Annotated in this window: 29 protein-coding genes; 16 read left to right on the plus strand and 13 right to left on the minus strand. The window is 67.2% G+C overall.

Annotated elements, in window-relative coordinates; translation table 11 throughout:
* Positions 1 to 63: 63 nt before the first annotated feature.
* Both ACO07Z_RS21155 and ACO07Z_RS21160 read right to left on the minus strand, forming a co-directional pair.
* Entirely contained in the window at positions 64 to 666 is a 603-nt protein-coding gene (locus ACO07Z_RS21155) for a LysE family translocator (RefSeq protein ID WP_421700499.1), read from the minus strand.
* 154 nt (positions 667 to 820) lie between these two features.
* Positions 821 to 1,636: a universal stress protein gene (locus ACO07Z_RS21160; protein ID WP_421700500.1), complete on the minus strand. Its 816-nt coding sequence runs from the start codon at positions 1,634 to 1,636 to the stop codon at positions 821 to 823.
* A 224-nt stretch (positions 1,637 to 1,860) separates the two neighbouring features.
* Here ACO07Z_RS21160 and ACO07Z_RS21165 point away from each other — a divergent pair, with 224 nt between their 5' ends.
* The 3 genes from ACO07Z_RS21165 to ACO07Z_RS21175 are packed head-to-tail and all read left to right on the plus strand — an operon-like array spanning position 1,861 to position 3,990.
* Positions 1,861 to 2,301, plus strand: coding sequence for a c-type cytochrome (locus ACO07Z_RS21165; protein ID WP_421700501.1), 441 nt, complete (start codon positions 1,861 to 1,863; stop codon positions 2,299 to 2,301).
* Entirely contained in the window at positions 2,298 to 3,005 is a 708-nt protein-coding gene (locus tag ACO07Z_RS21170) for a cytochrome b/b6 domain-containing protein (protein ID WP_421700502.1), read from the plus strand. The genes ACO07Z_RS21165 and ACO07Z_RS21170 overlap by 4 nt, the downstream gene beginning before the upstream one ends.
* A gap of 58 nt (positions 3,006 to 3,063) precedes the next feature.
* On the plus strand, positions 3,064 to 3,990 hold the full coding sequence (locus ACO07Z_RS21175; protein WP_421700503.1) for a DMT family transporter: 927 nt from the start codon (positions 3,064 to 3,066) through the stop codon (positions 3,988 to 3,990).
* Between the two features lie 5 nt (positions 3,991 to 3,995).
* Here the strand turns inward: ACO07Z_RS21175 and ACO07Z_RS21180 are convergent, their stop codons facing one another.
* Positions 3,996 to 4,232, minus strand: coding sequence for an Lrp/AsnC ligand binding domain-containing protein (locus ACO07Z_RS21180; RefSeq protein WP_018391378.1), 237 nt, complete (start codon positions 4,230 to 4,232; stop codon positions 3,996 to 3,998).
* A gap of 312 nt (positions 4,233 to 4,544) precedes the next feature.
* Between ACO07Z_RS21180 and thiD the strand changes: the two genes are divergently transcribed.
* A complete protein-coding gene (gene thiD / locus ACO07Z_RS21185) occupies positions 4,545 to 5,351 on the plus strand; it encodes a bifunctional hydroxymethylpyrimidine kinase/phosphomethylpyrimidine kinase (RefSeq protein WP_421700504.1) in 807 nt (268 codons plus the stop codon).
* A 65-nt stretch (positions 5,352 to 5,416) separates the two neighbouring features.
* Positions 5,417 to 6,595: an MFS transporter gene (locus ACO07Z_RS21190; protein WP_421700505.1), complete on the plus strand. Its 1,179-nt coding sequence runs from the start codon at positions 5,417 to 5,419 to the stop codon at positions 6,593 to 6,595.
* On the opposite strand, the gene dgcA is transcribed toward ACO07Z_RS21190, so the two are convergent.
* On the minus strand, positions 6,565 to 7,554 hold the full coding sequence (gene dgcA / locus ACO07Z_RS21195) for an N-acetyl-D-Glu racemase DgcA (protein ID WP_421700506.1): 990 nt from the start codon (positions 7,552 to 7,554) through the stop codon (positions 6,565 to 6,567). The two genes, ACO07Z_RS21190 and dgcA, sit on opposite strands and share 31 nt — an antisense overlap.
* A gap of 233 nt (positions 7,555 to 7,787) precedes the next feature.
* Here dgcA and ACO07Z_RS21200 point away from each other — a divergent pair, with 233 nt between their 5' ends.
* From ACO07Z_RS21200 to ACO07Z_RS21215, 4 genes are read left to right on the plus strand one after another with little or no spacing between them, the layout of a single operon-like run.
* Positions 7,788 to 8,936 (plus strand): ABC transporter permease, encoded by a 1,149-nt coding sequence (locus ACO07Z_RS21200; RefSeq protein WP_421700507.1) that lies wholly within the window; start codon positions 7,788 to 7,790, stop codon positions 8,934 to 8,936.
* A gap of 8 nt (positions 8,937 to 8,944) precedes the next feature.
* Positions 8,945 to 9,775 (plus strand): ABC transporter ATP-binding protein, encoded by an 831-nt coding sequence (locus ACO07Z_RS21205; RefSeq protein ID WP_421700508.1) that lies wholly within the window; start codon positions 8,945 to 8,947, stop codon positions 9,773 to 9,775.
* A gap of 7 nt (positions 9,776 to 9,782) precedes the next feature.
* Complete coding sequence (locus ACO07Z_RS21210) at positions 9,783 to 10,829, plus strand: MlaD family protein (protein ID WP_421700509.1); 1,047 nt, start codon at positions 9,783 to 9,785, stop codon at positions 10,827 to 10,829.
* Between the two features lie 60 nt (positions 10,830 to 10,889).
* Entirely contained in the window at positions 10,890 to 11,540 is a 651-nt protein-coding gene (locus ACO07Z_RS21215) for an ABC-type transport auxiliary lipoprotein family protein (RefSeq protein ID WP_421700510.1), read from the plus strand.
* A 105-nt stretch (positions 11,541 to 11,645) separates the two neighbouring features.
* Here the strand turns inward: ACO07Z_RS21215 and ACO07Z_RS21220 are convergent, their stop codons facing one another.
* From ACO07Z_RS21220 to groES, 3 genes are all read right to left on the minus strand, one after another.
* Entirely contained in the window at positions 11,646 to 12,443 is a 798-nt protein-coding gene (locus ACO07Z_RS21220) for an outer membrane protein (protein WP_421700511.1), read from the minus strand.
* Between the two features lie 420 nt (positions 12,444 to 12,863).
* The gene (gene groL, locus ACO07Z_RS21225) at positions 12,864 to 14,510 is read right to left on the minus strand and encodes a chaperonin GroEL (protein WP_421700512.1); all 1,647 of its coding nucleotides are present in this window, start codon (positions 14,508 to 14,510) and stop codon (positions 12,864 to 12,866) included.
* Between the two features lie 47 nt (positions 14,511 to 14,557).
* Positions 14,558 to 14,872: a co-chaperone GroES gene (gene groES / locus ACO07Z_RS21230; protein WP_421700513.1), complete on the minus strand. Its 315-nt coding sequence runs from the start codon at positions 14,870 to 14,872 to the stop codon at positions 14,558 to 14,560.
* A gap of 301 nt (positions 14,873 to 15,173) precedes the next feature.
* On the opposite strand from groES, the gene ACO07Z_RS21235 reads away from it, so the two are divergent.
* The 3 genes from ACO07Z_RS21235 to ACO07Z_RS21245 all read left to right on the plus strand — a co-directional run bounded on the left by ACO07Z_RS21235 (position 15,174) and on the right by ACO07Z_RS21245 (position 17,318).
* Positions 15,174 to 15,509: an usg protein gene (locus ACO07Z_RS21235; RefSeq protein WP_421700514.1), complete on the plus strand. Its 336-nt coding sequence runs from the start codon at positions 15,174 to 15,176 to the stop codon at positions 15,507 to 15,509.
* A gap of 123 nt (positions 15,510 to 15,632) precedes the next feature.
* A complete protein-coding gene (locus tag ACO07Z_RS21240) occupies positions 15,633 to 16,235 on the plus strand; it encodes an exopolysaccharide biosynthesis protein (protein ID WP_421700515.1) in 603 nt (200 codons plus the stop codon).
* 99 nt (positions 16,236 to 16,334) lie between these two features.
* Positions 16,335 to 17,318, plus strand: a complete 984-nt coding sequence (locus tag ACO07Z_RS21245; protein ID WP_421700516.1) for an omptin family outer membrane protease — start codon at positions 16,335 to 16,337, stop codon at positions 17,316 to 17,318.
* Between the two features lie 10 nt (positions 17,319 to 17,328).
* On the opposite strand, the gene ACO07Z_RS21250 is transcribed toward ACO07Z_RS21245, so the two are convergent.
* The 6 genes from ACO07Z_RS21250 to ACO07Z_RS21275 form a co-directional block, all read right to left on the minus strand.
* The gene (locus ACO07Z_RS21250; protein WP_421700517.1) at positions 17,329 to 18,075 is read right to left on the minus strand and encodes an SDR family oxidoreductase; all 747 of its coding nucleotides are present in this window, start codon (positions 18,073 to 18,075) and stop codon (positions 17,329 to 17,331) included.
* Positions 18,076 to 18,345: 270 nt separating this feature from the next.
* Positions 18,346 to 19,086, minus strand: a complete 741-nt coding sequence (locus tag ACO07Z_RS21255; RefSeq protein ID WP_421700518.1) for a peptidase — start codon at positions 19,084 to 19,086, stop codon at positions 18,346 to 18,348.
* A gap of 129 nt (positions 19,087 to 19,215) precedes the next feature.
* Positions 19,216 to 20,052: a transglutaminase family protein gene (locus ACO07Z_RS21260; RefSeq protein ID WP_421700519.1), complete on the minus strand. Its 837-nt coding sequence runs from the start codon at positions 20,050 to 20,052 to the stop codon at positions 19,216 to 19,218.
* Positions 20,053 to 20,065: 13 nt separating this feature from the next.
* A complete protein-coding gene (locus tag ACO07Z_RS21265) occupies positions 20,066 to 21,010 on the minus strand; it encodes an alpha-E domain-containing protein (protein WP_421700520.1) in 945 nt (314 codons plus the stop codon).
* A gap of 12 nt (positions 21,011 to 21,022) precedes the next feature.
* Entirely contained in the window at positions 21,023 to 21,646 is a 624-nt protein-coding gene (locus ACO07Z_RS21270; RefSeq protein WP_421700521.1) for a LysE family translocator, read from the minus strand.
* 163 nt (positions 21,647 to 21,809) lie between these two features.
* A complete protein-coding gene (locus tag ACO07Z_RS21275) occupies positions 21,810 to 23,231 on the minus strand; it encodes a circularly permuted type 2 ATP-grasp protein (RefSeq protein WP_244376204.1) in 1,422 nt (473 codons plus the stop codon).
* A gap of 214 nt (positions 23,232 to 23,445) precedes the next feature.
* Here ACO07Z_RS21275 and ACO07Z_RS21280 point away from each other — a divergent pair, with 214 nt between their 5' ends.
* The 4 genes from ACO07Z_RS21280 (at position 23,446) to ACO07Z_RS21295 (ending at position 25,768) form a co-directional block, all read left to right on the plus strand.
* Entirely contained in the window at positions 23,446 to 24,192 is a 747-nt protein-coding gene (locus tag ACO07Z_RS21280) for a competence/damage-inducible protein A (protein WP_421700522.1), read from the plus strand.
* A gap of 136 nt (positions 24,193 to 24,328) precedes the next feature.
* A complete protein-coding gene (gpt, locus tag ACO07Z_RS21285) occupies positions 24,329 to 24,835 on the plus strand; it encodes a xanthine phosphoribosyltransferase (RefSeq protein WP_307018344.1) in 507 nt (168 codons plus the stop codon).
* 9 nt (positions 24,836 to 24,844) lie between these two features.
* The gene (locus ACO07Z_RS21290) at positions 24,845 to 25,243 is read left to right on the plus strand and encodes a hypothetical protein (RefSeq protein WP_421700523.1); all 399 of its coding nucleotides are present in this window, start codon (positions 24,845 to 24,847) and stop codon (positions 25,241 to 25,243) included.
* Between the two features lie 114 nt (positions 25,244 to 25,357).
* Positions 25,358 to 25,768, plus strand: coding sequence for a DoxX family protein (locus ACO07Z_RS21295; protein WP_421700524.1), 411 nt, complete (start codon positions 25,358 to 25,360; stop codon positions 25,766 to 25,768).
* Positions 25,769 to 25,800 lie beyond the last annotated feature (32 nt).

Consider the following 25,800-nt stretch of genomic DNA (forward strand, 5'->3'; position numbering starts at 1 on the left):
ACTCGCATCACGCTTTTATGACGATGCTGCGCTGCACCGTGCTTCGGGCCGATCAAACGAGCGTCAGAGGAACAGCATCACCACGCTCGCCGCCACCAGCGCCGCCATGGCGTAGTTCACCAGCCGCTGCTGGCGCGGGGTGGAGAGCAGCCGGGCGAGCAGCGCGCCGAAGCCGGCCCACAGGCACAGGCTGGGAAAGGTGACGATGCCGGAGACGAGCGCGATCATCGCCACTTCGGCGAACAGATCCTCGCCACCCACCGTGGTGAAGGCCGGCACGATGGACAGCGCGATGGTCCACGCCTTCGGGTTCACCCACTGGAACAGCGCCGATTGCAGCAGCGTCATCGGCTTTTCCACCTCAGCCCCGCCGCCCGGGCCGCCGGCATGGGCAATCTTCCAGGCGAGGTAGAGCAGGTAGAGCGCGCCGACGATCTTCAGCGTCTGGTGCATATAGGGGATGGCGAGGAACAGCGTGCCGAGCCCGAGACCGATCGCCACCACCATGACCGCGAAACCGACCGTGACGCCCCAGATCTGCGGCAGGGTGCGGCGAAAGCCGAAGGCGGCGCCGGAGCCGGCCGAAATCATGTTGTTCGGCCCGGGGGTGAGCGCGCCGGCAAGGGCGAACAGGAACAGCGGCAGAAGCTGGGAGGACAGCGGCACGGGCATTCCTCGGGCGGTGGGCCGGAACGGCGCGCCAGAGCTAGGCCGTCCACCCGCCCGCCGCAACCCGGAAAGGTCGGCGGCACAAACGAAACCGCCGGCCTTCCCAAGGCCGGCGGCGAAGCGGTAGGGCGCGGGCACGCTGCCCGGCGGCTCAATGCGCGACGAACAGCGGCGCGGGCGGATCGACCAGCAACGAGGCGGTGACGCCGCCGAGGATCATTTCCGCAAGGCGCGAGCGGCTGTAGATGCCCATCACCAGCAGGTCGGCGCCGAAGTCTTGCGTCTCCTGCGGGATGATCGTCGCGGCGGAGCCTTCCGCGATATGGCGGTGCTTGGCGTTGATGCCATGGGTGGCGAGATAGGCGGCGAGCTTGGCGCCGGAGGCAGCGACATCGGACTTCGCCTCCTCCACGGTCAGCACTTCCACCTCGTCCGCCAGAGCGAGGATCGGCAGGGCGAAGCGCACGGCATGGCCGGCCTCGCGCGAAGGCTTCCACGCCACCAGCACCTTGCCGAGCCGGCCCGGCACCTTCTTGCCCGTCGGCACCACGATGACGGGGCCGTTGCAGGCGAGGGCGAGATGCTCGGGCAGGGTGGCGGCGAGTCCGTCGTCCACCGTGCCGTAGCGGGTTTCGCTGACGATGGTGACATCGGAGAAGGTGATCTCGTCGCGCAGGGCGGCGGTGACCTCGCCTTCCACCGTGTGCCACACGCCGGTGACGCCGGCTTCCGCCACGGCGGCCTCGAACTGCGCCTTGAGGGTCGCTTCCTTCTCCTTCGCCTCGCGCACCAGCTCGTTGACATAGATGGACAGAGCCCGCCCGACGCGGGGAACGCCGGCGGGATAGAGCGTGTAGACCGCCCGCAACTGCCCACCGGTCTGGCGGGCGAGGCCGATGGCGAAGGCCAGACGGTCATTGAAGCCCGAATCGGGGGCGGCGTGCAGCAGGATGGTACGGATGGACATGGCGTTTCTCTCTCCTGACGGCTGTGCCTTTTGACGTAGGGTCATTCGTGCAGAATGAAAATGCGGGAAACCACGATCCGCAACAGGCAGTAGCTCCTCGCGATGCCTAGGCTGTCCCATCACGAGCGCGCGAACAGGCGACCGCGCCGATTGCCATCTTACCGCCGGCCAATAAGGTCGGCCGGCGCGCGCGCCTTCCCGGCGCGCGAATGAGGGAGCATTTCATGGTTCGCCGACTGACGGTTGCGCTCGCAGCCGGCATGATCACCGCCTTTGCCGCCAGCATGGCGATCGCCCAGACCGATGTGGTGAAGGAGCGCCAGGCGCTGCTGAAGCAGTTCGGCGATGCCACCAAGCCGGTCGGCGGCATGCTGCGCGGCGGCACACCGTTCGATCTCGCCCAGGTGCAGGCGGCGCTCGATCTGTATGTGAAGAACGCCAAGGCGCTGCCGGCGCTGTTCCCGGAAGGTTCCGGGCCGGGCAGCGACGCGCTGCCGGCGATCTGGACCAACAAGGCGGATTTCGACGCCCGCTTCGCCAAGTTCGGCGCCGACGCCGCCGCCGCCCGCGCGGCGATTACCGACGAGGCCAGCTTCAAGGCCAATTTCCCCGGCGTGATCCGCAATTGCGGCGCCTGCCACGACAGCTACCGGCAGAAGAATTGATCGGCGCGCCGCTCTCCCCTCCCGCGCCGGCGCTGCTGGCGTGGGACCTGCCGACGCGGCTGGCGAAATGGAGCCTCGCCGCGCTGGTCGGGCTCGCCTTTGTCAGCCGCTATTACGGCGATGCCGGGCTGGTCTGGCACCAGTGGAACGGCCTTGCCATTCTCGTCGTGGTGGTGTTCCGGGTGTTCTGGGGGCTGGTGGGCGGCTCGACGGCGCGCTTTGCCGGCTTTCTGCGCGGCCCGCGCGCTGCGCTGCGCTATGTCGCCTGCCTGCTCAGGGGCCGGCCGCAGCATTTTCTCGGCCATAACCCGCTCGGCGGCTGGGTGGTGATGGCGCTGCTAGGTCTGGTGGCGGCACAGGCCCTCACCGGCCTGTTCACCAGCGACGACATCATCGTCTACGGCCCGATGACGCCCGTGGTGAGCGACGAGACCATCCGCAGCGCCTCGGTCTGGCACCAGCGGCTCTACCCCTATCTGCTGGCGCTGATCGGCCTGCATGTGGCGACCAACATCGCCTATTCGCTGTTCGGGCGGGACAATCTGATCCGCGCCATGATTACCGGCGCCAAGCCGGCGGCGTCCTATGCCGACCGGGCACCGGCGACGCCGGGCGGGATCGGGCGGGCGCTCGCCTGCCTTGTGCTGGCGGTGGTCGTGGTCTTCGGCGGTATCGCGCTGGAGGGAGGGCACCCCTTCCCCTGATGTTTAGGCCTTTCGGCGCGCTTGCGGGGCGCCGGCAACCATGCTCCATGGCGACCCCATGAACGCGCTCAAGGGCATCGCGCTGCAGGTCGGCGCGACGTTCCTCTTCACCATCATGTCGGCCCTCGTCCGCATCGTCTCGGATCATGTTCCGACGGGCGAGATCGTCTTTTCGCGCTCCTTCTTCGCGTTGTTTCCGCTGCTCGCCCTTCTGGCCTGGCGGCGGGAGATCGGCGCGGCGGTGCGCACCGCCAACCCGCTCGGCCATATCGCGCGCGGCACCATCGGCGTGTGCGCCATGGGGCTGAGCTTCGCCGCGCTGGCGCGCATCCCGCTGGCGGACGCCACCGCCATCGGCTTCGCCGCGCCGCTGCTCACCGTCATGCTGGCGGCGCTGCTGCTGCGCGAGCGGGTGCAGGCCTATCGCTGGGCGGCGGTGGTGGTGGGGCTCGGCGGGGTGGTGGTGATGCTGTGGCCGCACATGCAGGGCTCGTTCGACACGCCCGGCCATCTGTTCGGCGCGCTGTTCGCGCTTATGGCGGCGGCGTTCACCGCCGGGGCGATGGTGCAGGTGCGCCGCCTCACCCAGACCGAGACCACCGCCTCGATCGTGTTCTATTTCCAGGCGCTGGCGGCGCTGGCGGGACTGGCCACCGCCGGCTGGGGCTGGGTGCTGCCGAGCGGGCGGGAAGGGCTGCTGCTGCTGACCATCGGTTTCATCGGCGGGGTCGGGCAGATCCTGCTGACCGAGAGCTACCGCTACGCGCCGGCCTCGGTGGTGGCGCCCTTCGCCTATTCCGCCATGCTGTGGTCGCTGCTGCTCGGCTTCATCCTCTTTGCCGAGGTGCCGCCGCTCCTGGTGCTGCTCGGCGGCGCCATCGTCATCGGCGCCGGCCTGTTCGTCATCTGGCGCGAGCGCCAGCTCGGCATTGACCGGACGCAGGACGAGGCGGCCTCGACCCCGCCCGCCGCACCGGCGCCCTGAGGCCGTCAGAACGCCTTGAAGGTGATCAGCGTGCGGGTGTCCTGGATGCCCGGGAACAGCTGCACCTTCTCATTGACGAAATGGCCGATATCGGTGCCCTCGGGCACGTAGAACTTCACCAGCAGGTCGAACTCGCCGGCGGTCGAATAGATCTCCGAGGCGATCTCGGCGTCGGCGATGGCGTTCGCCACCTCATAGGCGCGGCCGAGCTGACATTTGATCTGCATGAAGAAGGGAACCATGGCGGTCTTCCGGCTGAACGCGGGGAGGCCGATAGGAAACAGAAGGCGGACCCCGGCGCAACCCCCGCCGTCCCGTGGCGCGACGACGCCTTGCGCGTGCGCGCGTCCTCGCCTATCTCGCGACAGACGATCACGTTGGGGTGCCCAAGGCGCGCACGCGCTCCGGGCTGAGAGGCGAAGGCGGGCCGAAAGGCGCGTCGCCAACCCACGAACCTGATCCGGGTCATGCCGGCGGAGGGAACGGATCGCGCGCGCCGGGGGCCGGTCTCCCGTCGCGACGCCTCCACCCCGCGCGGCGAGGGGAGGCGTAGCATGGCAGGCTCCACACCGATTGCGGTGACGATGGCGGGCTCGGACAGCGGCGGAGGCGCCGGCATCCAGGCCGATCTCAAGACCTTTTCCGCGCTCGGCGTCTATGGCGCCAGCGTCATCACCGCGCTCACCGCGCAGAACACGCGCGGCGTCACGGGCATTCACGACGTGCCGCCCGCCTTTATCGCCGCGCAGATCGACGCCGTGCTGTCCGATCTCGCGGTCGATGCGGTGAAGATCGGCATGCTCTCGCGCCCCGAGGCGATCACCGAAGTGGCGTCGGGGCTCGCGCGGCACGGCGTGTCGGCGGTGGTGCTCGATCCCGTGATGATCGCCGCCTCCGGCGACCGGCTTCTGGTGCCGGAAGCCATCGACACGCTGCGCCGGGAATTGCTGCCGCAGGCGCTGCTGATCACGCCGAACCTGCCGGAAGCCGCCGCGCTGCTGGAGGCGGCCCCGGCGGAAGACCTCGCCAGCGTGCGCGCGCAGGCGCAGCTCCTCCTGGCGATGGGTCCGCGCGCGGTGCTGATCAAGGGCGGCCATGGCGAGGGGCCGGACAGCATCGACGTGCTGCTCGATTCGGATGGCTTCATAGAATTCACCGCGCCGCGCATCGTCACCCGCAACACCCATGGCACGGGCTGCACGCTGTCTTCCGCCATCGCCGCCGGCCTCGCCAAGGGGCTGGGCCTGCGCGAGGCGGTGGCGGCGGCGAAGGACTATCTGACCAAGGCGCTGGCCCGTTCGGAAGAACTCGCCATCGGCCAGGGACACGGGCCGGTGCACCACTTCCACGCCTGGTGGTGAGCGCGCCGGTGGTGCGGCGGCGCGCGGCCTGCTAAGCCGGGCGACGCCTCCGCGAGCCGCCCCCCGTGCCCCTCATCGCCCCCCGCCACGCCATCGCCGCCGTCTATGCCGGGCTGTTCTTCGGCATCGGCGTGTTCATGCCGTTCTTCCCCGTCTGGCTGGAGGGGCGGGGCTTCGACGCGGCGATGATCGCGCTGGCGCTGGCCGTGCCGCAGGTGGTGCGGCTCGTCACCATGCCGCTCGGCGGCCTGCTGGCCGACCGCAGCGGTCGCCCGCGCGCGACGCTCATCGTCTATGCCGCCGCCACCGCCCTGTGCTTCGCCGGCATCGCCTTTGCCCCCAGCGCGACTTTCATCCTCATCGGGCTCGGCCTTGCCGCCGTGTTCTGGCAGCCGAGCCTGCCGGTGCTCGACGCCTATGCGGTGGCGCGCCGGCGCGAGGGGCTGATCGATTATGGAAGGGTGCGATTGTGGGGCTCGGCAGCGTTCATCGGCGGCAATCTTCTGGCCGGCGGCCTGCTCGGCGGCGCGTTTCTCGTCGCGGTGCCGCCCGATACGGTGATCTGGCTCATCGCCGGGGCGAGCGTCGCGGCGGCGCTGGCGGCGGCAACCCTGCGCGAGGTGCGCCCGGCGCCGCATGAGGCGGCGCGGCCGAGCGGCTTTGTCCTCGCCGGCCTCGCGCCGGTGCTGTTCGTCGGCATGGCGGCGGCGGCGCTGGTGCAGGGCTCGCACGCCGTGCTCTACGCCTTCGCCTCGCTGATGTGGCAGGGCAAGGGGCTCTCCAGCACCCTTATCGGCCTGCTCTGGTCGCTCGGCGTAGTGGCGGAGGTGGTGCTGTTCCGCTACGGCACGCGGGTGACGCGGCGGTTGGGGCCGGAAAAGCTGCTGCTGATCGGCGGGCTGGCCGGGGTGCTGCGCTTTGCCGTCATGGCGCTCGATCCGCCGCTACTGCTCCTGCTGCTGTTGCAGCCGCTGCACGCCTTCACCTTTGGCTGCACCTATCTCGGCGCGGTGGAACTCGTCGCCCGTCATGCGCCGCCCGGGCGCGGGGCGAGCGTGCAGGCGCTGGCGGCCTGGGCGACGGCGATTGCCATGGCCGGGGCGACGCTCGCCGCCGGCCCGCTGTGGCAGGCGTTCGGCCCCGGCGCGTTCTTCGCCTCCGCAGGGCTGGCGCTGGCGGGAACGGGCCTCGCGCTCGTCGCCGGCCGGCTGCGTCAGCCCCACAACGCGGGTTCGGGCGGGTAGACGAGGCTGCCCTCATAGCGCAGCGCCGGGGTACGGTCGGCCGCCAGCAGCAGCGGGCCGTCGAGATCGACGAAGCGCGCCAGCGGCGCCAGCAGCAGCGCCGGCGCCATGGCGAGCGAGGTGCCGACCATGCAGCCGACCATGATGTCGAGCCCGGCGGCCTGCGCGGCGCGGGCGAGCAGCAGCGCCTCGGTCAGCCCGCCGGTCTTGTCCAGCTTGATGTTGAGCGCGTCATAGCGCCCGGCGAGCGCGTCGAGACTCTCCAGCCCGTGCGCGCTCTCATCGGCGCAGACCGGCACCGGACGGGCGATCTCGGCGAGACGGGCATCGTCGGCGGCGGGCAGGGGCTGTTCCACCAGTTCGACCCCCACCTTCGCGCAGGCGGCGAGATGGGCCTCCAGGCTCTTCCCGGTCCAGCCCTCATTGGCATCGACGATCAGCCGCGCCTGCGGCACCGCCGCGCGGATGGCCTTCAGCCGGTCGAGATCGCCCTCGGCGCCGAGCTTGAGCTTGAGCAATTCGTGCCCCGCCTCCTCGATCGCCGCGCGTGCTGCTTGCGCCATCGCTTCCGGCGTGTCGAGGCTGAGCGTATAGGCGGTGACCACCGGCTGCGGCGCCGGCAGGCCGGCCATCTCATAGGCGCGCATCCGCGCCCGCTTGGCGTCGAGGTCCCACATGGCGCAGTCGATGGCGTTGCGCGCCGCGCCGGGTGGCAGAACGCTCATCAGGTCCTCGCGTCGCAGACCCTCCGCAACCAGCTTTTCCAGCGCGGCGAGCTGGGCGATCACGCCCTCAACGCTCTCGCCATAACGGGCATAGGGCACGCATTCGCCCCGCCCGACATGGGCCCCATCGCGCAGCTCGACCGTGACGACGGCGGCCTCGGTCTTGGAGCCGCGGGCGATGGTGAAGGTGCCGCGTATGGGAAAACGCTCGGCGGTGATGAGAAGCTCGGTCATGGCGGAAGCCGTCCGGAGGGAGAATCGCACCGCCCATGATAAGGCCCCGCGCGCGCCGCCGGGCGTCGCCGCGAAAGCACACCTGTGGGGATTAAGTCACTTTGCCGCCGTCCCTAATCGCGAATCGCCGCTGGCTCTCTCGACGGCTGCGGCACCCCCCGCTAGAAACGCGGAGCGAGTTCTGGTGTCGGCGTCGCGGCCGTGGCGTGGTCGTGTCCGCAGGGAGGGTCATCTTGGGAGCTGCTGAAGCGCCGCTTCTGGCCACCGCCCGCAATGGCCGCGAACTCGTGTTCGTGGGCAATGGCCGCTGGGTGGCCGGGCAGGGCCGTGCGCTGGAAGGCTCCGTCGACGCCGCCCTCGCCGAGGTCGCTTCCGGTGCCAGCGAAACCGCGCGCATCGACCTTTCCGGCGTGCGCAGCCTCGACACGCTCGGCGCCGTGGTGCTCGACCGGCTGCTGCAGGCGCTCGACAAGGCGAACATCCGGTTCCAGATCGTCGGTCTGGAGCGCCGCTTCCGCCCGCTGCTCGACGACATCATCAACGGCAGCCACGAGAATCCGCCGCGACGGCACCATGTCAATCCGCTGTTGGGCGCTCTGCAACTCGTCGGCAAGACGACGGTTGCCATGGGCGAGGACGGGCTGGCGCTGCTGTCCTTCATCGGCTCCGTGGTCGCCGCGCTGCTGCGGGTGCTGCTGCGTCCGCTCAGCTTCCGCTTCACCTCGATGATCTATCATCTGGAGCGGACGGGGCTGCGCGCGGTGCCGATCGTCGCGCTGATCACCTTCCTCATCGGCTGCATCATCGCCCAGCAGGGCATTTTCCATTTCCGCAAATTCGGCGCCACCACCTATGTCGTCGACATGGTAGGCATTCTCACCCTGCGCGAACTCGGCGTGCTGATCGTCTCGATCATGGTCGCCGGCCGCTCGGGCAGCGCCTTCACCGCCGAACTCGGCTCCATGCGCATGCGCGAGGAGGTCGACGCGCTGCGGGTGATGGGGTTCGATCCCAATGAGGTGCTGGTGCTGCCGCGTCTCATCGCGCTCATCATCGCCGTGCCGCTGCTCACCTTCATCGGCAATATGTGCGCGCTGTTCGGCGGCGGGCTGGTGGTCTGGCTCTATGGCGGCATCTCGCCGGCGATCTTCATCGCCCGGCTGCAGGAAGCCATTGCGCTGAACACCTTCGAGGTCGGCATGATCAAGGCGCCGTTCATGGCGGCGATCATCGGCCTCATCGCCTGCATGGAAGGCATGCGTGTGGGCGGCAGCGCCGAATCGCTCGGCGCCCACACCACCGCCTCGGTCGTGAAGGCCATCTTCCTGGTGATCGTGGTGGACGGGCTGTTCGCCATGTTCTTCGCCGCGATCGACATGTGAGGGCGGCGATGCAGCTCGACAGCGCAGCCCAGTCTTCCAATGGCGCGGTTCCCGAGGTGGCGCCGGGCGAGCCGATCATCCATGTCCGCGACCTCGTGGTCGGCTTCGGCGAGCGAACCATTCTCAAGGGGCTGTCGCTCGACGTGATGCGCGGCGAGATTCTCGGCTTCGTCGGCGCCTCGGGCGGCGGCAAGTCGGTGCTCACCCGCACCATTCTGGGGCTGGTGCCCAAGCGCGCCGGCACGGTGGCGGTGTTCGGGCAGGATCTCGACGGGCTGACCTTCGAGGGCCGCCGCGCGCTGGAGCAGCGCTGGGGTGTGCTGTTCCAGCAGGGGGCGCTGTTCTCCTCGCTGAGCGTGCGGCAGAACATCCAGTTCCCGATGCGCGAATATCTCGATCTGTCGCAGGGGCTGATGGACGAGCTCACCATCGCCAAGCTGGAAATGGTCGGCCTGACCGCCGACGCGGCGGAAAAGGCGCCCTCCGAGCTTTCGGGCGGCATGATCAAGCGCGCCGCGCTGGCGCGGGCGCTGGCGCTCGATCCGGAAATCCTGTTCCTCGACGAGCCGACCTCGGGTCTCGACCCGATCGGCGCCGGCGAGTTCGACGAACTGATCGCCACGCTGCAGCAGACTTTGGGGCTGACCGTATTCATGGTAACCCACGATCTCGACAGCCTGCACACGGTCTGCGACCGCATCGCGGCTCTCGCCGATGGCAAGGTCGTGGCGGTGGGGCCGATCGACACCATGCTGGCGTCGAAGCACCCCTGGGTTTCGGCTTATTTCCACGGAAAGCGGGCGCGCGCCGCCGGCTTCGGTTCTGAGGGGGCGCGCTGAGGAGACCATGGAGACACGCGCCAATTACACGATCATCGGGCTGTTCACTCTGGCCGTCGTCGCGGCGGGGTTCGCCTTTGTCTGGTGGTTCACCGGCTCGGCCAGCCGTGGGCCGCGCATCTCCTATGACGTGGTGTTCAGCGGCGTGGTGAGCGGGTTGCAGACCGGCTCGGCCGTGACCTTCAACGGCATTCCCGTCGGCGAGGTGACCGGGCTGCGGCTCGACGCCAAGGACCCGCGCAAGGTGATCGCCCGCATCGCGGTGCAGCCGGACACGCCGATCAAGTCCGACACCCGCGCCACGCTGGATTCGCAATTGCTCACCGGCCTCGCCTCGGTCGGCCTCGTCGGCGGCTCCACCCAGGCGACGCCGCTGCCCGCCCCGCCCGAGGGCCAGCTGCCGATGATCGACGCTGATACCTCGGCGGTGCAGGACCTGATGCGCACGGCGCGCGAGGTGCTCGGCCGGGTCAACGACATCGCCATCCGCGTCGACGACCTCGTCAAGGCCAACGACGCCAAGATTTCCTCTGTTATCGACAATGTCGACAAGTTCACCGCCGCACTCGGCGAGAACTCCGGCAATATCGATACCTTCCTCAAGGAAATGGGCGGTGCGGCGAAGCGCATCTCCTCGCTGGCGGACAATCTCGACAAGCTGGTGGTTTCCGTCGACCCGGAGAAGCTCGGCAGCACGGTGAACGATATCAGCGCCTTCACCGCCCAGCTCGGCACCATGGCCGACAAGGTCAACGGCATCCTCGACAATGTGAACGCGATGACCACGAGCGAGGAAGGCAAGGGCATGTTCAACGAGATTTCCGGCGCGGCCGCCGAAGTGCGCAAGCTCGCCGCCAATCTCGACACCCGCACCGCCGAGCTTTCCGCCAATCTCAACAAGTTCACCGGGCCTGGCCTGCGGCAGTACGAGGCGCTGGCGGTGGACGGACGGCGCACGCTGGGCGAGATCGAGCGTGTGTTCCGGAATTTCGAGCGCAATCCGCGCCAGTTCATCTTTGGCGGGTCGAACGTACCCAGCTACAATGGGCGCTAGGCGATGGGGCGCCATATGATGGGAATTCGGGAAGCCGACGACGGGGGCAGGGGCGTTCGCGTGAGTGTTGACGAAAGGGGCGCCCGTTCCGCCGGGCACGGGACGCGGCCGGGCCGGACTGTCGGCGCTGTCGGTCTGCTGATGCTGGCGCTGTCGCTCGGCGGCTGCGGCACGCTGCTGTCCGGCGGCGACAAGGCGGTGCCGACCTTCGATCTCAGCGCCCCCGCCGATTTCAACGCCCCGCGTCGTGGCACGGGCCTGCTCGTGGTCGGCCCGCCCACCGCGCTGGCCGTGCTCGACACCGAGCGGATCGTGGTCGAGCCGCAGCCCGGGCAGATCACCTATCTCGACCAGGCGCAGTGGAGCGACCGGTTGCCGGCGCTGTTCCAGGCGCGGCTGATCGAATCCTTCGAGAACGGCAACCGCGCCCGCTCCGTCGGCCGGGCCGGCGAGGGTCTGAACGCCGACTACACGCTGCTGTCGGATCTGCGTGCCTTCGGCATCCGCACCTATGATGGCGGGCCGGTGGCGGTGGTCGAGGTGTCGGTGAAGATCGTCGGCGCCAGTTCGGGCCGCATCGTCGCCGCGCAGGTGTTCACCGCCCGCGCGCCCGCAGCCTCCACCAGCGGGCCGGACGCCACGGCGGCGCTCGATCAGGCCTCCGACCAGGTGTTCGTCGAGCTGGTGCGCTGGGCGTCCAGCCGGTTCTGAGACGGCACGGCGCCCGGTGGCGCCGGCCTCCACCCCTCGCCCCAGATGCAAAAAAGCCCGGCTCGCGCCGGGCTTTTTCATTCATCGGACCATCGGCCGGGCGGATCAGAACTTGTAGCTGATCGCGGCGCGGACGATGTTGGTGGTCAGGTCCGCCTTGGCGCTGACATAGCTGCCCGGGGCGCCGGCGAGATAGCTGGTCACGTTGGTGTCCCCGAGGTCGACATAGAGATATTCGCCGCGCAGGATCCAGTTGTCGGTGATGGCGTATTCGAGACCGGCACCCAGCGTCCAGCCGGTGTTCATCTTGTCATAGGAGCCGGTGGCGGCGGTGGTGAAGTCCGGTGCGCCGGCGCCGTTGAGCCCCATCACCGTGGTCGAGCCGCTGACCTTGCCATAAGCGAAGCCGCCGGTGCCGTAGACCAGCAGACGGTCGAAGGCGTAGCCGAGGCGGGCGCGCACGGTGCCGAACCATTCCAGCTCGGCGTTGGTCTGGTAGTAGGGGCCGTCCACGGTGGCGTAGAAGGAGCGGCTGTCCTCGGCGCCGGTCCACTGGAAATCGGCCTCGATGCCGACCACCACATTGTTGGTGAACTGGTAGTTATAGCCGATCTGGCCGCCGGCCACCCAGCCATCCATGTTGCCGAGTTTCACGTCGTTGCCGGCATAGAGCCCGCCGGGCGTATAGACGCCGCCGATGCTGTCGAAGAACAGGACATCGGTTGCCTTGGATTCACCCCAGGCATAGCCGGCATTGCCGCCGAGATAGAAGCCGGTCCAGGAGAAGGCCGGCACGAACACCTGCACCGGCTCGGCCTTGACGGGGTAGGGAAGGTCGGCGGCGAAGCTGGCGGTGCCGGTGGCCAGCAGAGCGGCCGCGCCGAGGAGCAGCGAGCGGTTCATGGGGTTCTCCAAGGTGAACGAACTGCCGGGATAATGACATTGCCGGCAATAGGTTCGGCCGTGGGTGAATACCCCGCGCGTTGTTCCGAGTGGTGTGTCAGAAATGCGACACTTCTGGTTGTTTGATACCATTTGCCGGTATCCGGTAGTGCATGAACGCGCCGAACCATATCAAGCGGCGCGACGAGGTTTAGCGCCCTCGCCGACGAAAAAGGGCGCGGCTTGCGCCGCGCCCTTTCGTACGTCCAGGGAGAATGAACTTCCTCAGAAGTCCATGCCGCCACCGAAGCCGGCTGTTGCCGGCTTCGGCACTCAACCCACCGCAGGGGCGGATGGATTTCCTCAGAAATCCATGCCGCCACCTGAGCCGGGCTTCCCCGGCTCAGGCACTCAGGGAAAAGCAGGGGCGAATGGACTTCCTCAGAAGTCCATACCGCCCATGCCGCCCATGCCGCCGCCGGGCATGGCGGGGGCCGCGCCGCCCTTCTTCGGAATGTCGGCGATCATCGCTTCGGTGGTGATCAGCAGCGAGGCCACCGAGGCCGCGTTCTGGATCGCCGAGCGCAGCACCTTGGCCGGGTCGATGACGCCGGCCTTGTACATGTCGACATATTCGCCGGTCTGGGCGTTGAAGCCGAAGGCGTAGTCGCTCTTCTCCAGAATGCGGCCGACGATCAGCGAGCCGTCTTCGCCGGCATTGCTGGCGATCTGGCGCGCCGGGTACTGCACCGCCTTGCGGACGATGTCGACGCCGGTCTTCTGGTCGGCATTGGCGGTGACGACACCGTCCAGAGCCTTGAGCGCGCGCAGGAGAGCCACGCCGCCGCCCGGCAGCACGCCTTCTTCCACGGCCGCGCGGGTCGCGTGCAGCGCGTCGTCAACGCGGTCCTTCTTTTCCTTCACTTCGACTTCGGTCGCACCGCCGACGCGGATCACCGCGACGCCGCCCGCGAGCTTGGCGAGGCGCTCCTGCAGCTTCTCGCGGTCGTAGTCCGAGGTGGTTTCCTCGATCTGCGCCTTGATCTGCGCGACGCGGTCCTCGATGTCCTTCTTGGCACCATTGCCGTCGACGATGGTGGTGTTCTCCTTCTCGAGCACGACCTTCTTGGCGCGGCCGAGCATGGCGAGCGTCACGGTGTCGAGCTTGATGCCGAGATCGTCGGAGATGGCGGTGCCGCCGGTGAGGATGGCGATATCCTGCAGCATGGCCTTGCGGCGATCACCGAAGCCGGGAGCCTTCACCGCCGCGACCTTCAGGCCGCCGCGCAGCTTGTTGACCACCAGGGTGGCGAGCGCCTCACCCTCAATGTCCTCGGCGATGATCAGCAGAGGCTTGGAGGTCTGCACCACGGCTTCGAGCACCGGCAGCAGTTCCTGCAGGCCCGAGAGCTTCTTCTCGTGGATGAGGATGTAGGGGTCCTCGAACTCGACCCGCATCTTCTCGGCATTGGTGATGAAGTAGGGGGAGAGATAGCCACGGTCGAACTGCATGCCTTCGACCACGTCGAGCTCGGTCTCGGCGGTCTTGGCTTCCTCGACGGTGATCACGCCCTCATTGCCGACCTTCTCCATCGCCTCGGCGAGGTACTTGCCGATCTCGGAGTCGCCATTGGCAGAGATGGTACCGACCTGGGCGATCTCGGCGTTCGAGGTCACCTTGCGGGCGTTCTTCTTGAGGTCGGCGACGATCGCCTCGACGGCGAGGTCGATGCCGCGCTTGAGGTCCATCGGGTTCATGCCGGCGGCGACCGACTTGGCGCCTTCCTTCACGATGGCCTGGGCCAGCACGGTGGCGGTGGTGGTGCCGTCGCCGGCAAGGTCGTTGGACTTCGAGGCCACTTCGCGCACCATCTGCGCGCCCATGTTCTCGAACTTGTCCTCGAGCTCGATCTCCTTGGCGACGGTGACGCCGTCCTTGGTGATGCGGGGAGCGCCGAAGCTCTTCTCGATCACGACGTTGCGGCCCTTGGGGCCAAGCGTGACCTTGACGGCGTTGGCGAGAATGTCGACGCCGCGCAGCATCTTCTCGCGCGCGTCGCCAGCGAACTTAACTTCTTTGGCGGACATGATGTTTTACTCCGGTGATGCGTTGCGAGCAGCGGGAAGAGGCTGGCTCAGGCGGCCTTCTGGGAGGCGGCGACGCCTTCGAGCACGCCAAGGATGTCGGACTCCTTCATGATGAGGTAGTCGACGCCGTCGATCTTGACCTCGGTGCCCGACCACTTGCCGAACAGCACGCGGTCGCCCGCCTTCACATCGAGGGGGACCAGCTTGCCGGCCTCGTCGCGGGCCCCGGGGCCGGCAGCGACGACTTCGCCCTGCGAGGGCTTTTCCTTGGCCGTATCGGGAATGATGATGCCGCCCGCGGTCTTCTCTTCCGCTTCGATACGCTTGACCACCACGCGGTCATGCAGGGGACGGAACTTCATCGGCTCTCTCCAATCGTGAACGATCGTTTGATCCTGCCACCGCGCCCGCCAGCCCGGACGGCATGGGGTATCGCGCGGTGCCGTGCGACATCTAGGCGCCGGTGAAAGGGGGCGCAAGGTGCGGACGGCAAAAAATTGGCAGTCTCGGAAAGAGAGTGCCAACGTGGGCCGGCAGGCGCTGTCAGCACTCCGTCGTCTATGCTGCTAGTGCTTTGATTTTGAACGTGTATTGCGATTTTTAACCTTGCCGCGCCATCGTGTCGGCGGCACACTTCCCTCTCGTCACGAAAGGAGGTTCCGCATGACCGATCATGAAGGTTCGTCGCGTGGTGTTGTCTCGACCAAGGCGGCGGAGGGGGCAGGGGGGCGCGTTTCGGCGGATTTCCGCCGTCAGCTGGAAGGCTACGGCCTCACCACCGCCCATATCCTCTACCGCATGCCAGATCATCCCGGCATTCTGCAGAGCTTTCTCTGGCAGCATTACGACCTCTGCCCGCATTTCCCCGAGCTGAAGCGCTTCCTGGACTTCTGGGCGCGCGAGCTGGAAGGGCCGCTACATTCCGTAAGGGTGGCGCATGCGCGGCTCATCGGGCCGGCGGAGCTGCGGCGGGTGGACAGCGAGTTCCGGGTGAACTGAGGCCGGGCGTCCTGCCTTTCTTTTGAGCGTGCCTGCCCTCTTATTGCCGCGCGCGACGTGCTATGAGCGCGGAGGAAGGGGCCGGTCCGGCGCCCGAGGAAAGTCAGGCAGCTGGTCACGCTGGTGGATCATCGTTCTCCCCGCACGTCGGAATTGCTCTCGGCGATCGTCACCGCCCATTCGGCGGAGCGCATCGGCGTGGGCGAGATCGTGCACGCGCTGCGCAACCGCGCCTTCGGCCTGTCCATCCTGCTGCTCGGCCTGCCGAACTGCCTGCCGATGCCGCCCGGCCTGCCGGTGCTGTGCGGCATTCTGCTCTGCCTTGTCGGCGGCCAGATGCTGCTGGGGCGCGACGAGCTGTGGCTGCCGCGCTGGCTCGCCAACCGCACCCTTTCCCGCGCGCTGCTGGAGAAGATCGTCACGGGCTCGCTGAAGCTGATCCGCCGCTTCGAGAGCTATTCGCGCCCGCGCCTGCCCTATTTCTCCTCGCCCTCGGCGCGCTTCGTGCTCGGCGGGCTTGTGGTGGTGCTCGGCCTGCTGCTGCTGCTGCCGATCCCGATCTTCGGCAACCTGCCGCCCGGCATCGCCGTGGTGATTCTTGGCCTCGGCCTCGTCGAGCGCGACGGCGTGTTCATCCTCGCCGGCGTGGTGGCCACGCTGGTCAGCTTCGGCGTGATGGGCCTGCTTAGCTGGCTGCTGTTTCAGGGCGCGCTGGCGGTGTTCTGAAACCGTCAGAAAAATAAGGTCTTGCAGTCAGTTAGTGGTGCTGGACAGGCCCGGTTTCCTGCCCCTATTCCTTAACGGAATGGGGTGGGGGAGTGAATCATGGCGCGACGCGGATCGGGCGTGCTGGCGGCCGCAGCCCTGTTTTTCGCCATGGAGCGGCCGGCGCTCGCCGCTGATCTGCCGGTGTCCGGTCTTCCCGATCAGCTTCTGCTGGCGACGCCCGGCGAGGAAATCACCCTGCGCGCCGGCTTCGGCTATAGCTGGATCACCGCCAATGAATATGTCTATGAGCGCGGCAACCGGATCAGCCGGCTGATCTGGGAGAGCCAGGCGCCGGTCGTCACCGCCTCACTGAAGGTGGAGCTGTGGGAGAACGTGGTGTTCTCCGCCAATGGCAAGCTCGGCTTCTCCGGCAGCAGCCATATGCGCGACTTCGACTGGCTCGGTCCCTATGTGCGCAGCTACGCCGCGCAGGACTGGACCCATTATTCCACCCACCCCTCCACATCGCTCGACCACTATGTCGATATCGACGCGGCGCTGGGCCGGCGGTTCAGCCTCGGCGAGGGGCGGCAGCTCACCTTGCAAGCCGGGTTCAAGTACACCGACATCAAGTGGACCGCCAATGACGGTCCCTATGTCTACAGCCGCAACGGCTTCCGCGACACCATCAAGCTCGATTACACCTCGCTGCCGACCATCGACTACCAGCAGCGCTATGCGGGCGTTTTCGTCGGTGCCGAGACCGAGCTACGCCACGAGGCGTGGACGCTGACCGCGCTGGTGAAGGGCGGCGTGACCTTCTCCGCCAACGACACCGACCATCATTACTTCCGCCAGCTGCGCTTCGAGGACGATATCGGCACCTTGCCCTTCCTCACGGTCGGGGCGCGGGCGGATTATGCGCTCAGCGCCCGCGCCGGGTTCTATCTCGGCGTGGAACTCGACACCTATTTCCGCGCCACCGGCGACGCGACAATGTACAACAACGCCACCGGCGAACTGTTGGATGTGTTCAAAGACGGTTCCGGCATGGACTTCCAGGCGACCACCGTCTCCGCCGGCTTCCGGCTGGCCTTCTGAACGCCCCGTCTCACCCGCGCCCGACGAAAGGCGCGCTGCTGGCCATGATGGTCATGGTGAGGATATTGGCGTCGAGCGGCAGGCTGGCCATGTGCGCCACGGCGCGGCCGGCATGGACGGGGTCGAAGGTCGGCTCGACCATGATCTGGCCATTGGGCTGCAGGATGCCGGTCTTCATCTTCACCGCCATGTCGGTGTCGGCATTGCCGATGTCGATCTGGCCGCAGGCGATGTTATGGGCCCGCCCTTCCAGCGCCACCTGCTTGGTCAGGCCGGTGACGGCGTGCTTGGTGGCGGTATAGGGGCCGGTCAGCGGGCGCGGGGCATGCGCCGAGATCGAACCATTATTGATGATGCGCCCACCCTTGGGGTCCTGCGCCTTCATCAGCCGCATGGCGTGCTGGATGCACAGGAACACGCCGGTGAGGTTCACATTCACCACATGCTGCCAGTCGGCAAGCGGCACGTCCTCGATCGGCGTGGCGGGCGACCAGCCGCCGGCATTGTTGAACAGCACGTCGAGCCGGCCGAAGCGGGCCGCCACCGCCTCGAACAGCGCCGCCACCGAGGCGGGATCGGCGACATCGGCGGTGATGGGGTGGCCCCGGCCTTCCATAAGAGCCGCCACCGCCTCCAGCGGCGCGGCGCGGCGGCCGGCGAGGACCACGGTGAAGCCGGCCTCGCCGAGGGCAAGCGCGGCGGCCTTGCCGATGCCGGTGCCGGCGCCGGTGACGAGGGCGATGCGAGTGGCGTTCATGGTGTCCTCCCCAATTGTTGGCCCGGCGCGATATGAGTTCAGGAACCCTATAGCAATTCCGGCGTTGTCAAGGCGAACCGCACATCTTGCAAACCGGAGGTCGACATCATGCCGATTCTTTTGTGGCTTATTGGTATTCCGATTCCGATCATTCTGCTGATCTGGCTGCTCACCTGACGGTGAGATGTCATTGCCCGCTGCAATGGGCGATGACGTGTAAAATGGGCGGCCGTCTACTGTGACGAGCCGCCCTTTTTCTATGGCGGCCGGCTAACGCCCGTAGGGCGGGCGGGGAATCGACGTATGGGCCGCCCGCAGCGCCGCCGACCAGCGCTCGCGCAGATCGTGGAAATAGGGCTCGCCCGGCTCGATGCGGTAATTCAGCTCGGCCTGCGCGCCGTCGCGCCGCGCCACCAGGATGTCGATCGGCATGCCGACGCCGAGATTCGAGCGCATGGTCGAATCCATCGAGATCAGGCCGGATTTCAGCGCGTCGTAGAGGTCGGTCTCATAGGTGATGGAGCGGTCCAGCACCGGCTTGCCATATTTGTGCTCGCCGATCTGGAGGAAGGGCGTGTCGCTGGTGCATTCGATGAAATTGCCGGCGGCATAGATCATGAACAGCCGCATCCGCCCGCCATTCACCTGCCCGCCAAACAGGAAGGACACGTCGAAGCGCAGATCCGCTTCCTTCAGCGCCGCGCCATAGAGGTCATAGACATGGCGCACCGCCCGTCCGACCAGCTGCGTCGCGCGGAACATGCTGGTGCAGGTGGAAAGCGTTTCCTTCGCCCTCGTTTCCGGGTTCTCCAGCCCCTCCTGCAGCGTGCTGATCACCGCCTGCGAGATCGAGAGATTGCCGGCGGTCGACAGCGCCAGCACATGCCGCCCGGGCTCCTCGAACACGTGGAGCTTGCGGAAGGTCGAGACATTGTCGAGGCCGGCATTGGTCCTCGTATCGGCGATCATGACGAGGCCGTCACGCACCAGAATGCCGCAACAATAGGTCATGAAAGGCACTTCCCCCATCCGCGCCGGCGCTGAAACGGCGCTGCCCCGCGCCCTTATACCGGGCCGCTTTCCCGCCGGGCAACCTCGGCGGCGATGTTCCCACGGTCCTTCGAGCGAACCTGGCCCAGCCTAGCCCTGAACCTGCCGGCTGGACTGGTCCACTTTGAGGGCGACGGTGAGATGCTCGTCGCCGCCGCCATAGCGGTTGCCGCGCACGGGCGCGGCACCGAGATAATCGAGCCCCACCGCGAGGCGCACATAGGCGTCGGTCGGGCACTGGCTCAGCACCGGGTCGAAACCGACCCAGCCTAGCCCTTCCACATAGGCTTCCGACCAGGCATGCCCGGCCTGATGGCCGGCGCGCTGCTCGGCCACGGCGCCGTCGCCGACGAGATAGCCGGTGACATAGCGCGCCGGCACGCCGATATGGCGGGCGCAGGCGGTGAAGACATGGGCGAAATCCTGGCACACGCCGCGCTTCTGCTTGAAGGCGGCGGCGGCCGTGGTGGAGGAATGGGTCGGGTCGGCGTCGAATTCCATCGCCGCTGATATCGCCTCCATCAGCGCGTGCAGCCGGGCGATGCGGTCGCCCTCACCCTTGCCGGCGCTCTCGGCGAAGGCGGCCAGCTCGGTGTCGGGCAGAGTGAGGTCGGTGCTGCGCAGGAACAGCGAGGGCGGAAAGCGCTCGCTGATGCCACGGATGACGCCGGCCGTGTCCTGCGTCTCGACCTCGCCTTCCACCAGCACGCGCAGCTCGCTGATCGGGCCGTCGAGCGCGAAGGTGTGAGTGAGGTTGCCGAAGGCGTCCTGATGGGCGCGCAGCTGGCAGCCTTCGGAAACGTCGATGCGCCAGGCGACGACATATTGGCCGTCATGGTTGCGCGGCGTCAGGCGCAACGTCTGGATCGCGCCATTGGCCGGCGGATCGTAGGAATAGGTGGTCGCGTGGTTGACATGGATACGCATGACGCAGGCCGGATCAGAGCAGGTACTGCTCGTTGACGAGGGAGCCGAGGCGGTTGTTCTCGGTCACGAAATTGTCGATGTATTCGTGCAGTCCGGTCTGGAAGATATCCTCCATGCGGCTGTTGCCGAGCCGTGTCAGGGTCGAGCGCGCCAGCCGCTGCGAGCTGCCCTGCCGCCCGTAGTAATTGGCGATATCGTCGAGATAGCGCGTGATGTTCTGGTAGCAACTGGTGAGCGAGCGCGGCATCTGCGCGTTGAGGATCAACAGGTCCGCCACCAGCCAAGGCTTGACGCTCTCGCGATACACCCAGTGGAACGAGGTCAGCGCCGACACCGAGCGCAGGATCGAGGCCCACTGGAAGTAGTCGAGCGGGCCGCCAATGTGCTCGGAATCCGGCAGCAGCACGTGATATTTCACGTCGAGAATGCGGGCGGTGTTGTCCGCGCGCTCGACATACATCCCCACCCGCGAGAACCAGAACGCATCGTTGCGCAGCATGGTGCGGTAGGCGGCGCCGTCGAAGCGCAGCGAGGTTTCCTTGACGAAGGACATGAAGCGCGCCAGCTCCTCGCGCGTCATGTTCTTGGTGGAATAGCGCTTCAGCTCCAGCCAGGAGGAGTTGATCGTCTCCCACATCTCCATGGTCAGCGCGGTACGCACCGAGCGCGCATTGGTGCGGGCGATCTCGAAGCAGTTGCGGATCGAGGACGGGTTTTCCGGCGCGAAGGCGAGGAAGTTGATGACGTTCTGTTCCGTCACCTCGTCGCCATGCACCGCCTTGTACTGCTCGGCGCAGCCGGCGGTGAGCAAAGCGGAGCGCCACTCATTGGTCGAGCCGCCATAGGCCGCCGGCAGCTGGGCGAGGCGCTGGGTCACGTCGAGGATGCGGGCGAGACAGTCCGCCCGCTCCATGTAGCGGGCCAGCCAGTAGAGATTGTCGGCAGTACGAGAAAGCATGGGACCCGCGTTCTATTTGGCGTTGCGCCAGGCGAGCGTGGCGACGCCCGCCGCGATCAGCAGCGAACCGCCGACCCGGTTGAAAAGGGCGACCAGGCGCGTGTTCTGCACCGCGCCGCGCAGGCGGCCGGCGAGCAGCGCATAGCCGAAGGCATTGGCGGCGGCGAGGGTGAGGAAAGTCGCCTCGAAGATCGCCAGCTGGGTCAGGAAATCCCGGCCCGGATCGAGGAATTGCGGCAGGAACGCCACGAAGAAGGTGATGCTCTTGGGGTTCAGCGCGGTGACCACCCAGGCATGCGCCATCATCCCGAAGGCGGAGCCCGCCGGGCGCGCCTCACCGAAGCTCGCCGTGCCGCCAGCGCGCCAGAGCTTGATGCCGAGCCAGATGAGATAGCCCGCGCCGATCCATTTCAGCACGGTGAACAGCGTCGCCGAGGTGGCGAGCAGCGCGCCGAGGCCGAGCATGGACAGCGTCATGGCGGTGAAATCGCCGAGCGCCACACCGAGCGCGACGGGGAAGGCGACCTTCCGCCCCTGGCCGAGCGCATAGGACACGACAAGCAGGATGGTCGGTCCGGGTATCACCAGCAGGACCGCCGAGGCGGCGACGAAGGCCAGCCATGTTTCAATCGGCATCTGTTACACGCTCCCACCCATTGTATCCCAGAGAGCACCGTCATCCTGAGGTGCGAGCGAAGCGAGCCTCGAAGGATGCTTATCCGGGCGAATATCCTTCGAGGCCCGGCTACGCCAGGCACCTCAGGATGACGTTGTCCTTGTCGTTCTCAGAACGCCGAAATCAGCTCTCCTCCAAAACCCAGGTGTCCTTGGTCCCGCCGCCCTGGCTGGAATTGACCACCAGCGAGCCCGCCTCCAGCGCCACGCGGGTCAGCCCGCCCGGCACGATGCGCACCTTGTCGGCGCCGGTCAGCACGAAGGGGCGCAGATCCACATGGCGCGGCGCGATGCCTTCCTCGACGAAGGTCGGGCAGGTCGAGAGAGCCAGCGTCGGCTGGGCGATGAAATTGGTCGGGTCCTGCTTCAGCTTGGCGCGGAACAGCTCGATCTGCGCCTTGTCGGCGCGCGGGCCGATCAGCATGCCGTAGCCGCCGGAGCCGTGGACTTCCTTCACCACCAGCTCGCTCAGATGATCGAGCACGTATTTCAGATGGTCCGCCTCGCGGCAGCGCCAGGTCGGCACGTTCTTCAGCAGCGGCTCCTCGCCGAGATAGAAGCGGATGATGTCCGGCATGTAGCTGTAGACCGCCTTGTCGTCGGCGACGCCGGTGCCGACCGCATTGGTCAGCGTGACGTTGCCGGCGTTATAGGCGCTCATCAGCCCCGGCACGCCGAGCGCGCTGTCCGGCCGGAAGGCGAGGGGGTCGAGGAAATCGTCGTCAAGCCGGCGGTAGATCACGTCGACCCGGCGCGGGCCTTCGGTGGTGCGCATATAGACGACATCGTTGCGCACGAAGAGGTCGCGGCCCTCCACCAGTTCCACGCCCAGCTTGTCGGCGAGGAAGGAGTGCTCGTAATAGGCGGAATTGTAGATGCCGGGGGTCAACACCACCACGGCGGGGTCGCTGCTGGAACTCGCCGGCGCCAGCGATTTCAGCGTCGCCAGCAATTCGTCGGTGTAGTTCTCCACCGGTGCCACGCGGTTGTCCGCGAACAGCTCCGGGAACAGCCGCATCATGATCTCGCGGTTCTCCAGCATGTAGGAGACGCCGGAGGGCGTGCGGGCATTGTCTTCGAGCACGTAGAAGGTTTCCGCGTCCACCCGCACCACATCGATGCCGGCAATGTGGACATAGAGATCGTGCGGCACCTTCTGGCCGTTCATCTCCGGGCGGAAGGCCGGGTTCTGGTAGACGAGGTCTTCCGGCACCACGCCGGCTTTCAGGATCTCGCGGCGGGAATAGATGTCCTTGAGGTAGAGGTTCAGCGCCTTCACGCGCTGCTCCAGCCCGCGCGACAGCCGGCGCCATTCGGTGCCGGTGAGGATGCGCGGGATGATGTCGAAGGGGATCAGCCGTTCCTGCGCATCGCTGTCGCCATAGACGGCGAAGGTGATGCCGATGCGGCGGAATATGAACTCCGCCTCCTTGCGGCGCATGTCCAGCACGTCGGGCGGGACATCGCTCAACCAGCGCGAGAGGGCGGTGTAGGCGGCCCGGATCGAACCGTCCGCGTTGGTCATTTCGTCGAAGGCCACGCTCATTGGTGCAAATGTACTCCCCAACTTCGCCAAGTTAGCTACAAAGCTCGTGCCAGCGGAAGGGGAGGCGCGTGCCTCTCGGCGATAATTGCGAGTTTGCGCACCAATTGCCCAATCGGAAGGCAGCGTGCCGCCCGTTGCGGCGAAAACTGCGGTGAATTGCGGCGACGGGCGGCAGATGGCAGCTTCGGCGGCGTCGGTGAGGGAGGGGAATCGGATGACGGCTTCGGCAGAGCAGGTGACGGCGGCGGTTCTCGTCATTGGCGACGAGATCCTTTCGGGCCGCACCAAGGACCGCAACATCGGCTACATCGCCGAATATCTCACCGCCATCGGCGTCGATGTGCGCGAGGTGCGAGTGGTGCCGGATGTCGAGGAGGAAATCGTCGCCGCCGTGAACGCGCTGCGCGCGCGCTACAGCTATGTGTTCACGACAGGCGGCATCGGTCCGACGCATGACGACATCACCGCCGACAGCGTCGCCAAGGCGTTCGGGGTCGGCATCGATATCGATCCGCGCGCCCGCGCCATGCTGCTGGAATACATCAAGCCGGAAGACCTCAACGAGGCGCGGCTGCGCATGGCGCGCATCCCGCACGGTGCTGAGCTGGTGGAAAACCCGGTCTCCAAGGCGCCCGGCTTCTGGATCGGCAATGTCATCGTCATGGCGGGCGTGCCCACCATCATGCAGGCCATGCTGGATCAGGTGGCGCCGAAGCTGAAGACCGGGGTGCGCATGCTCTCGCAGACGGTGCGGGCCGATGCGCGCGAGGGCGATGTCGGCGGGCCGCTGGGCGAGATCGCCAAGGCCAACCCGGAAGTGAGCATCGGCAGCTATCCCTTCATGGGCGAGGATGGCCGCCCGAACACCAATCTGGTGCTGCGCAGCCGCGATGACGCAAAGCTGGCGGCGGCGGTGGCGCAGGTGGAAGCCATGGTCGCGGCGCTGCCGCGCCGGGCGTGAACCTTCCGGTCCGATTTTCCCGTGCGAAGGCCGGAATTTCCGCGCCGCAGCACTGGAGAAGGGGCGGCACTGCCGCTAATGATCGCCGCTGACGCCTGTTGTGCCTTATCGAACCGACCTGCCGGGGCCTTTCCTGATGACCGACGACCGCCAGAACAAGGCCTTTCCGGTGTCCTGGGATCAGTTCCACCGCGACGCGCGCGCGCTCGCCTGGCGGCTGGCCGGCGCGGGACCGTTCGAGGGGATTGTCTGCATCACCCGTGGCGGGCTGGTGCCGGCGGCGATCGTGGCGCGCGAACTTGGCGTGCGGCTGATCGAGACCGTGTGCATCGCCAGCTATCATGACTACACCAAACAGGGTGAGATGCAGGTGCTGAAGCCGATCGCCGATGTGGTGACGGCGGCGGCGGGCGAGGGCGGCCGGGGGCTCCTGGTGATCGACGATCTCGTCGATACCGGCAAGACGGCGCGGGTGGTGCGCGAGATGCTGCCATCAGCGCATTTCGCCACCGTCTACGCCAAACCGCTGGGGCGCCCGCTGATCGACACTTTCATCACCGAGGTGAGCCAGGATACGTGGATCTATTTCCCGTGGGATATGGGGCTGAGCTTCCAGCCGCCGATCCGCGACGGGGTGGCGTGAGGACAAGACATGGCCGACAGCTACGACGAGCCCGAGAACGACAGCGATGACGGCTATGATGCCGCCTTCGACCAGCACCGCGCGGCGCTGTACGACATGCTGATGGAATATGCCGACGAGCACGATCTGAGCGACAGCTTCATGGCGGTGCTGGCCTCCGATATCGGCCTGTCGTTGCGCATGGTCGCCTATGCCTCCGAGACCGAGAAGCCCTCGGTCGGCGGACTGCGGCTCGATCTCGACCGCTATGCCCGCGAGCTGGGCGACAGCGTGCGCGACGCCAAGAAATACGCCGCCGAATTCATCGCCGAAGCCAAGGCCGCGCAGGAAGCGGAAGGGGCAGAGGACGACGAGGAAGGCGAGGAGGACGGCGAGGGCGCGGACGACAAGGCGGGCCGCCCGTCCTGAGGGCCAGCCGGTCGGCGGGGCGCGCGCGTGCGCCTCGCCTTTCGGCTTCCCTTCCCGGCTTCCCTTGCGCTATGCCGGGGTGCGGCAAATTGTGCCGCTTAAGGGTCCCTACCGATGACACCCACGCTCATCTCCGGCATCCTGCTTTCGCCGATCACGGCCTTCGTCGCGCGTCTCCTGCTCGTCTTCATGTTCCTCGGCAGCGCCATCAGCAAAGTCACCGATTTCGCCGGCGCCGAGGCCGAGATGGCCCATTTCGGGCTCAATCCACCGTGGCTGTTCGCGGTGGGTACCATCCTCACCCAGCTCATCGGCGGCGTGCTGATCCTGCTCAACCGGGCCACCTGGCTCGGCGCCGGCGCGCTCGGCATCTTCACCCTGCTCACCATCCCCATCGCGCACCATTTCTGGCGCATGGAAGGGCCGATGGCGCAGTTCGAATTCTATGTCGCGGTCGAGCATCTCTCGGTGCTCGGCGGCATGCTGTTGGTCGCCATTCTGGCCGAGCGCATGCGCGCGGCCTGACGGCGAAAGGCGACCGGCGACACGTGGCCGGC

The sequence above is a fragment of the Ancylobacter sp. genome (assembly GCF_965229075.1).
In the GTDB taxonomy this organism is placed as follows: Bacteria; Pseudomonadota; Alphaproteobacteria; order Rhizobiales; family Xanthobacteraceae; genus Ancylobacter.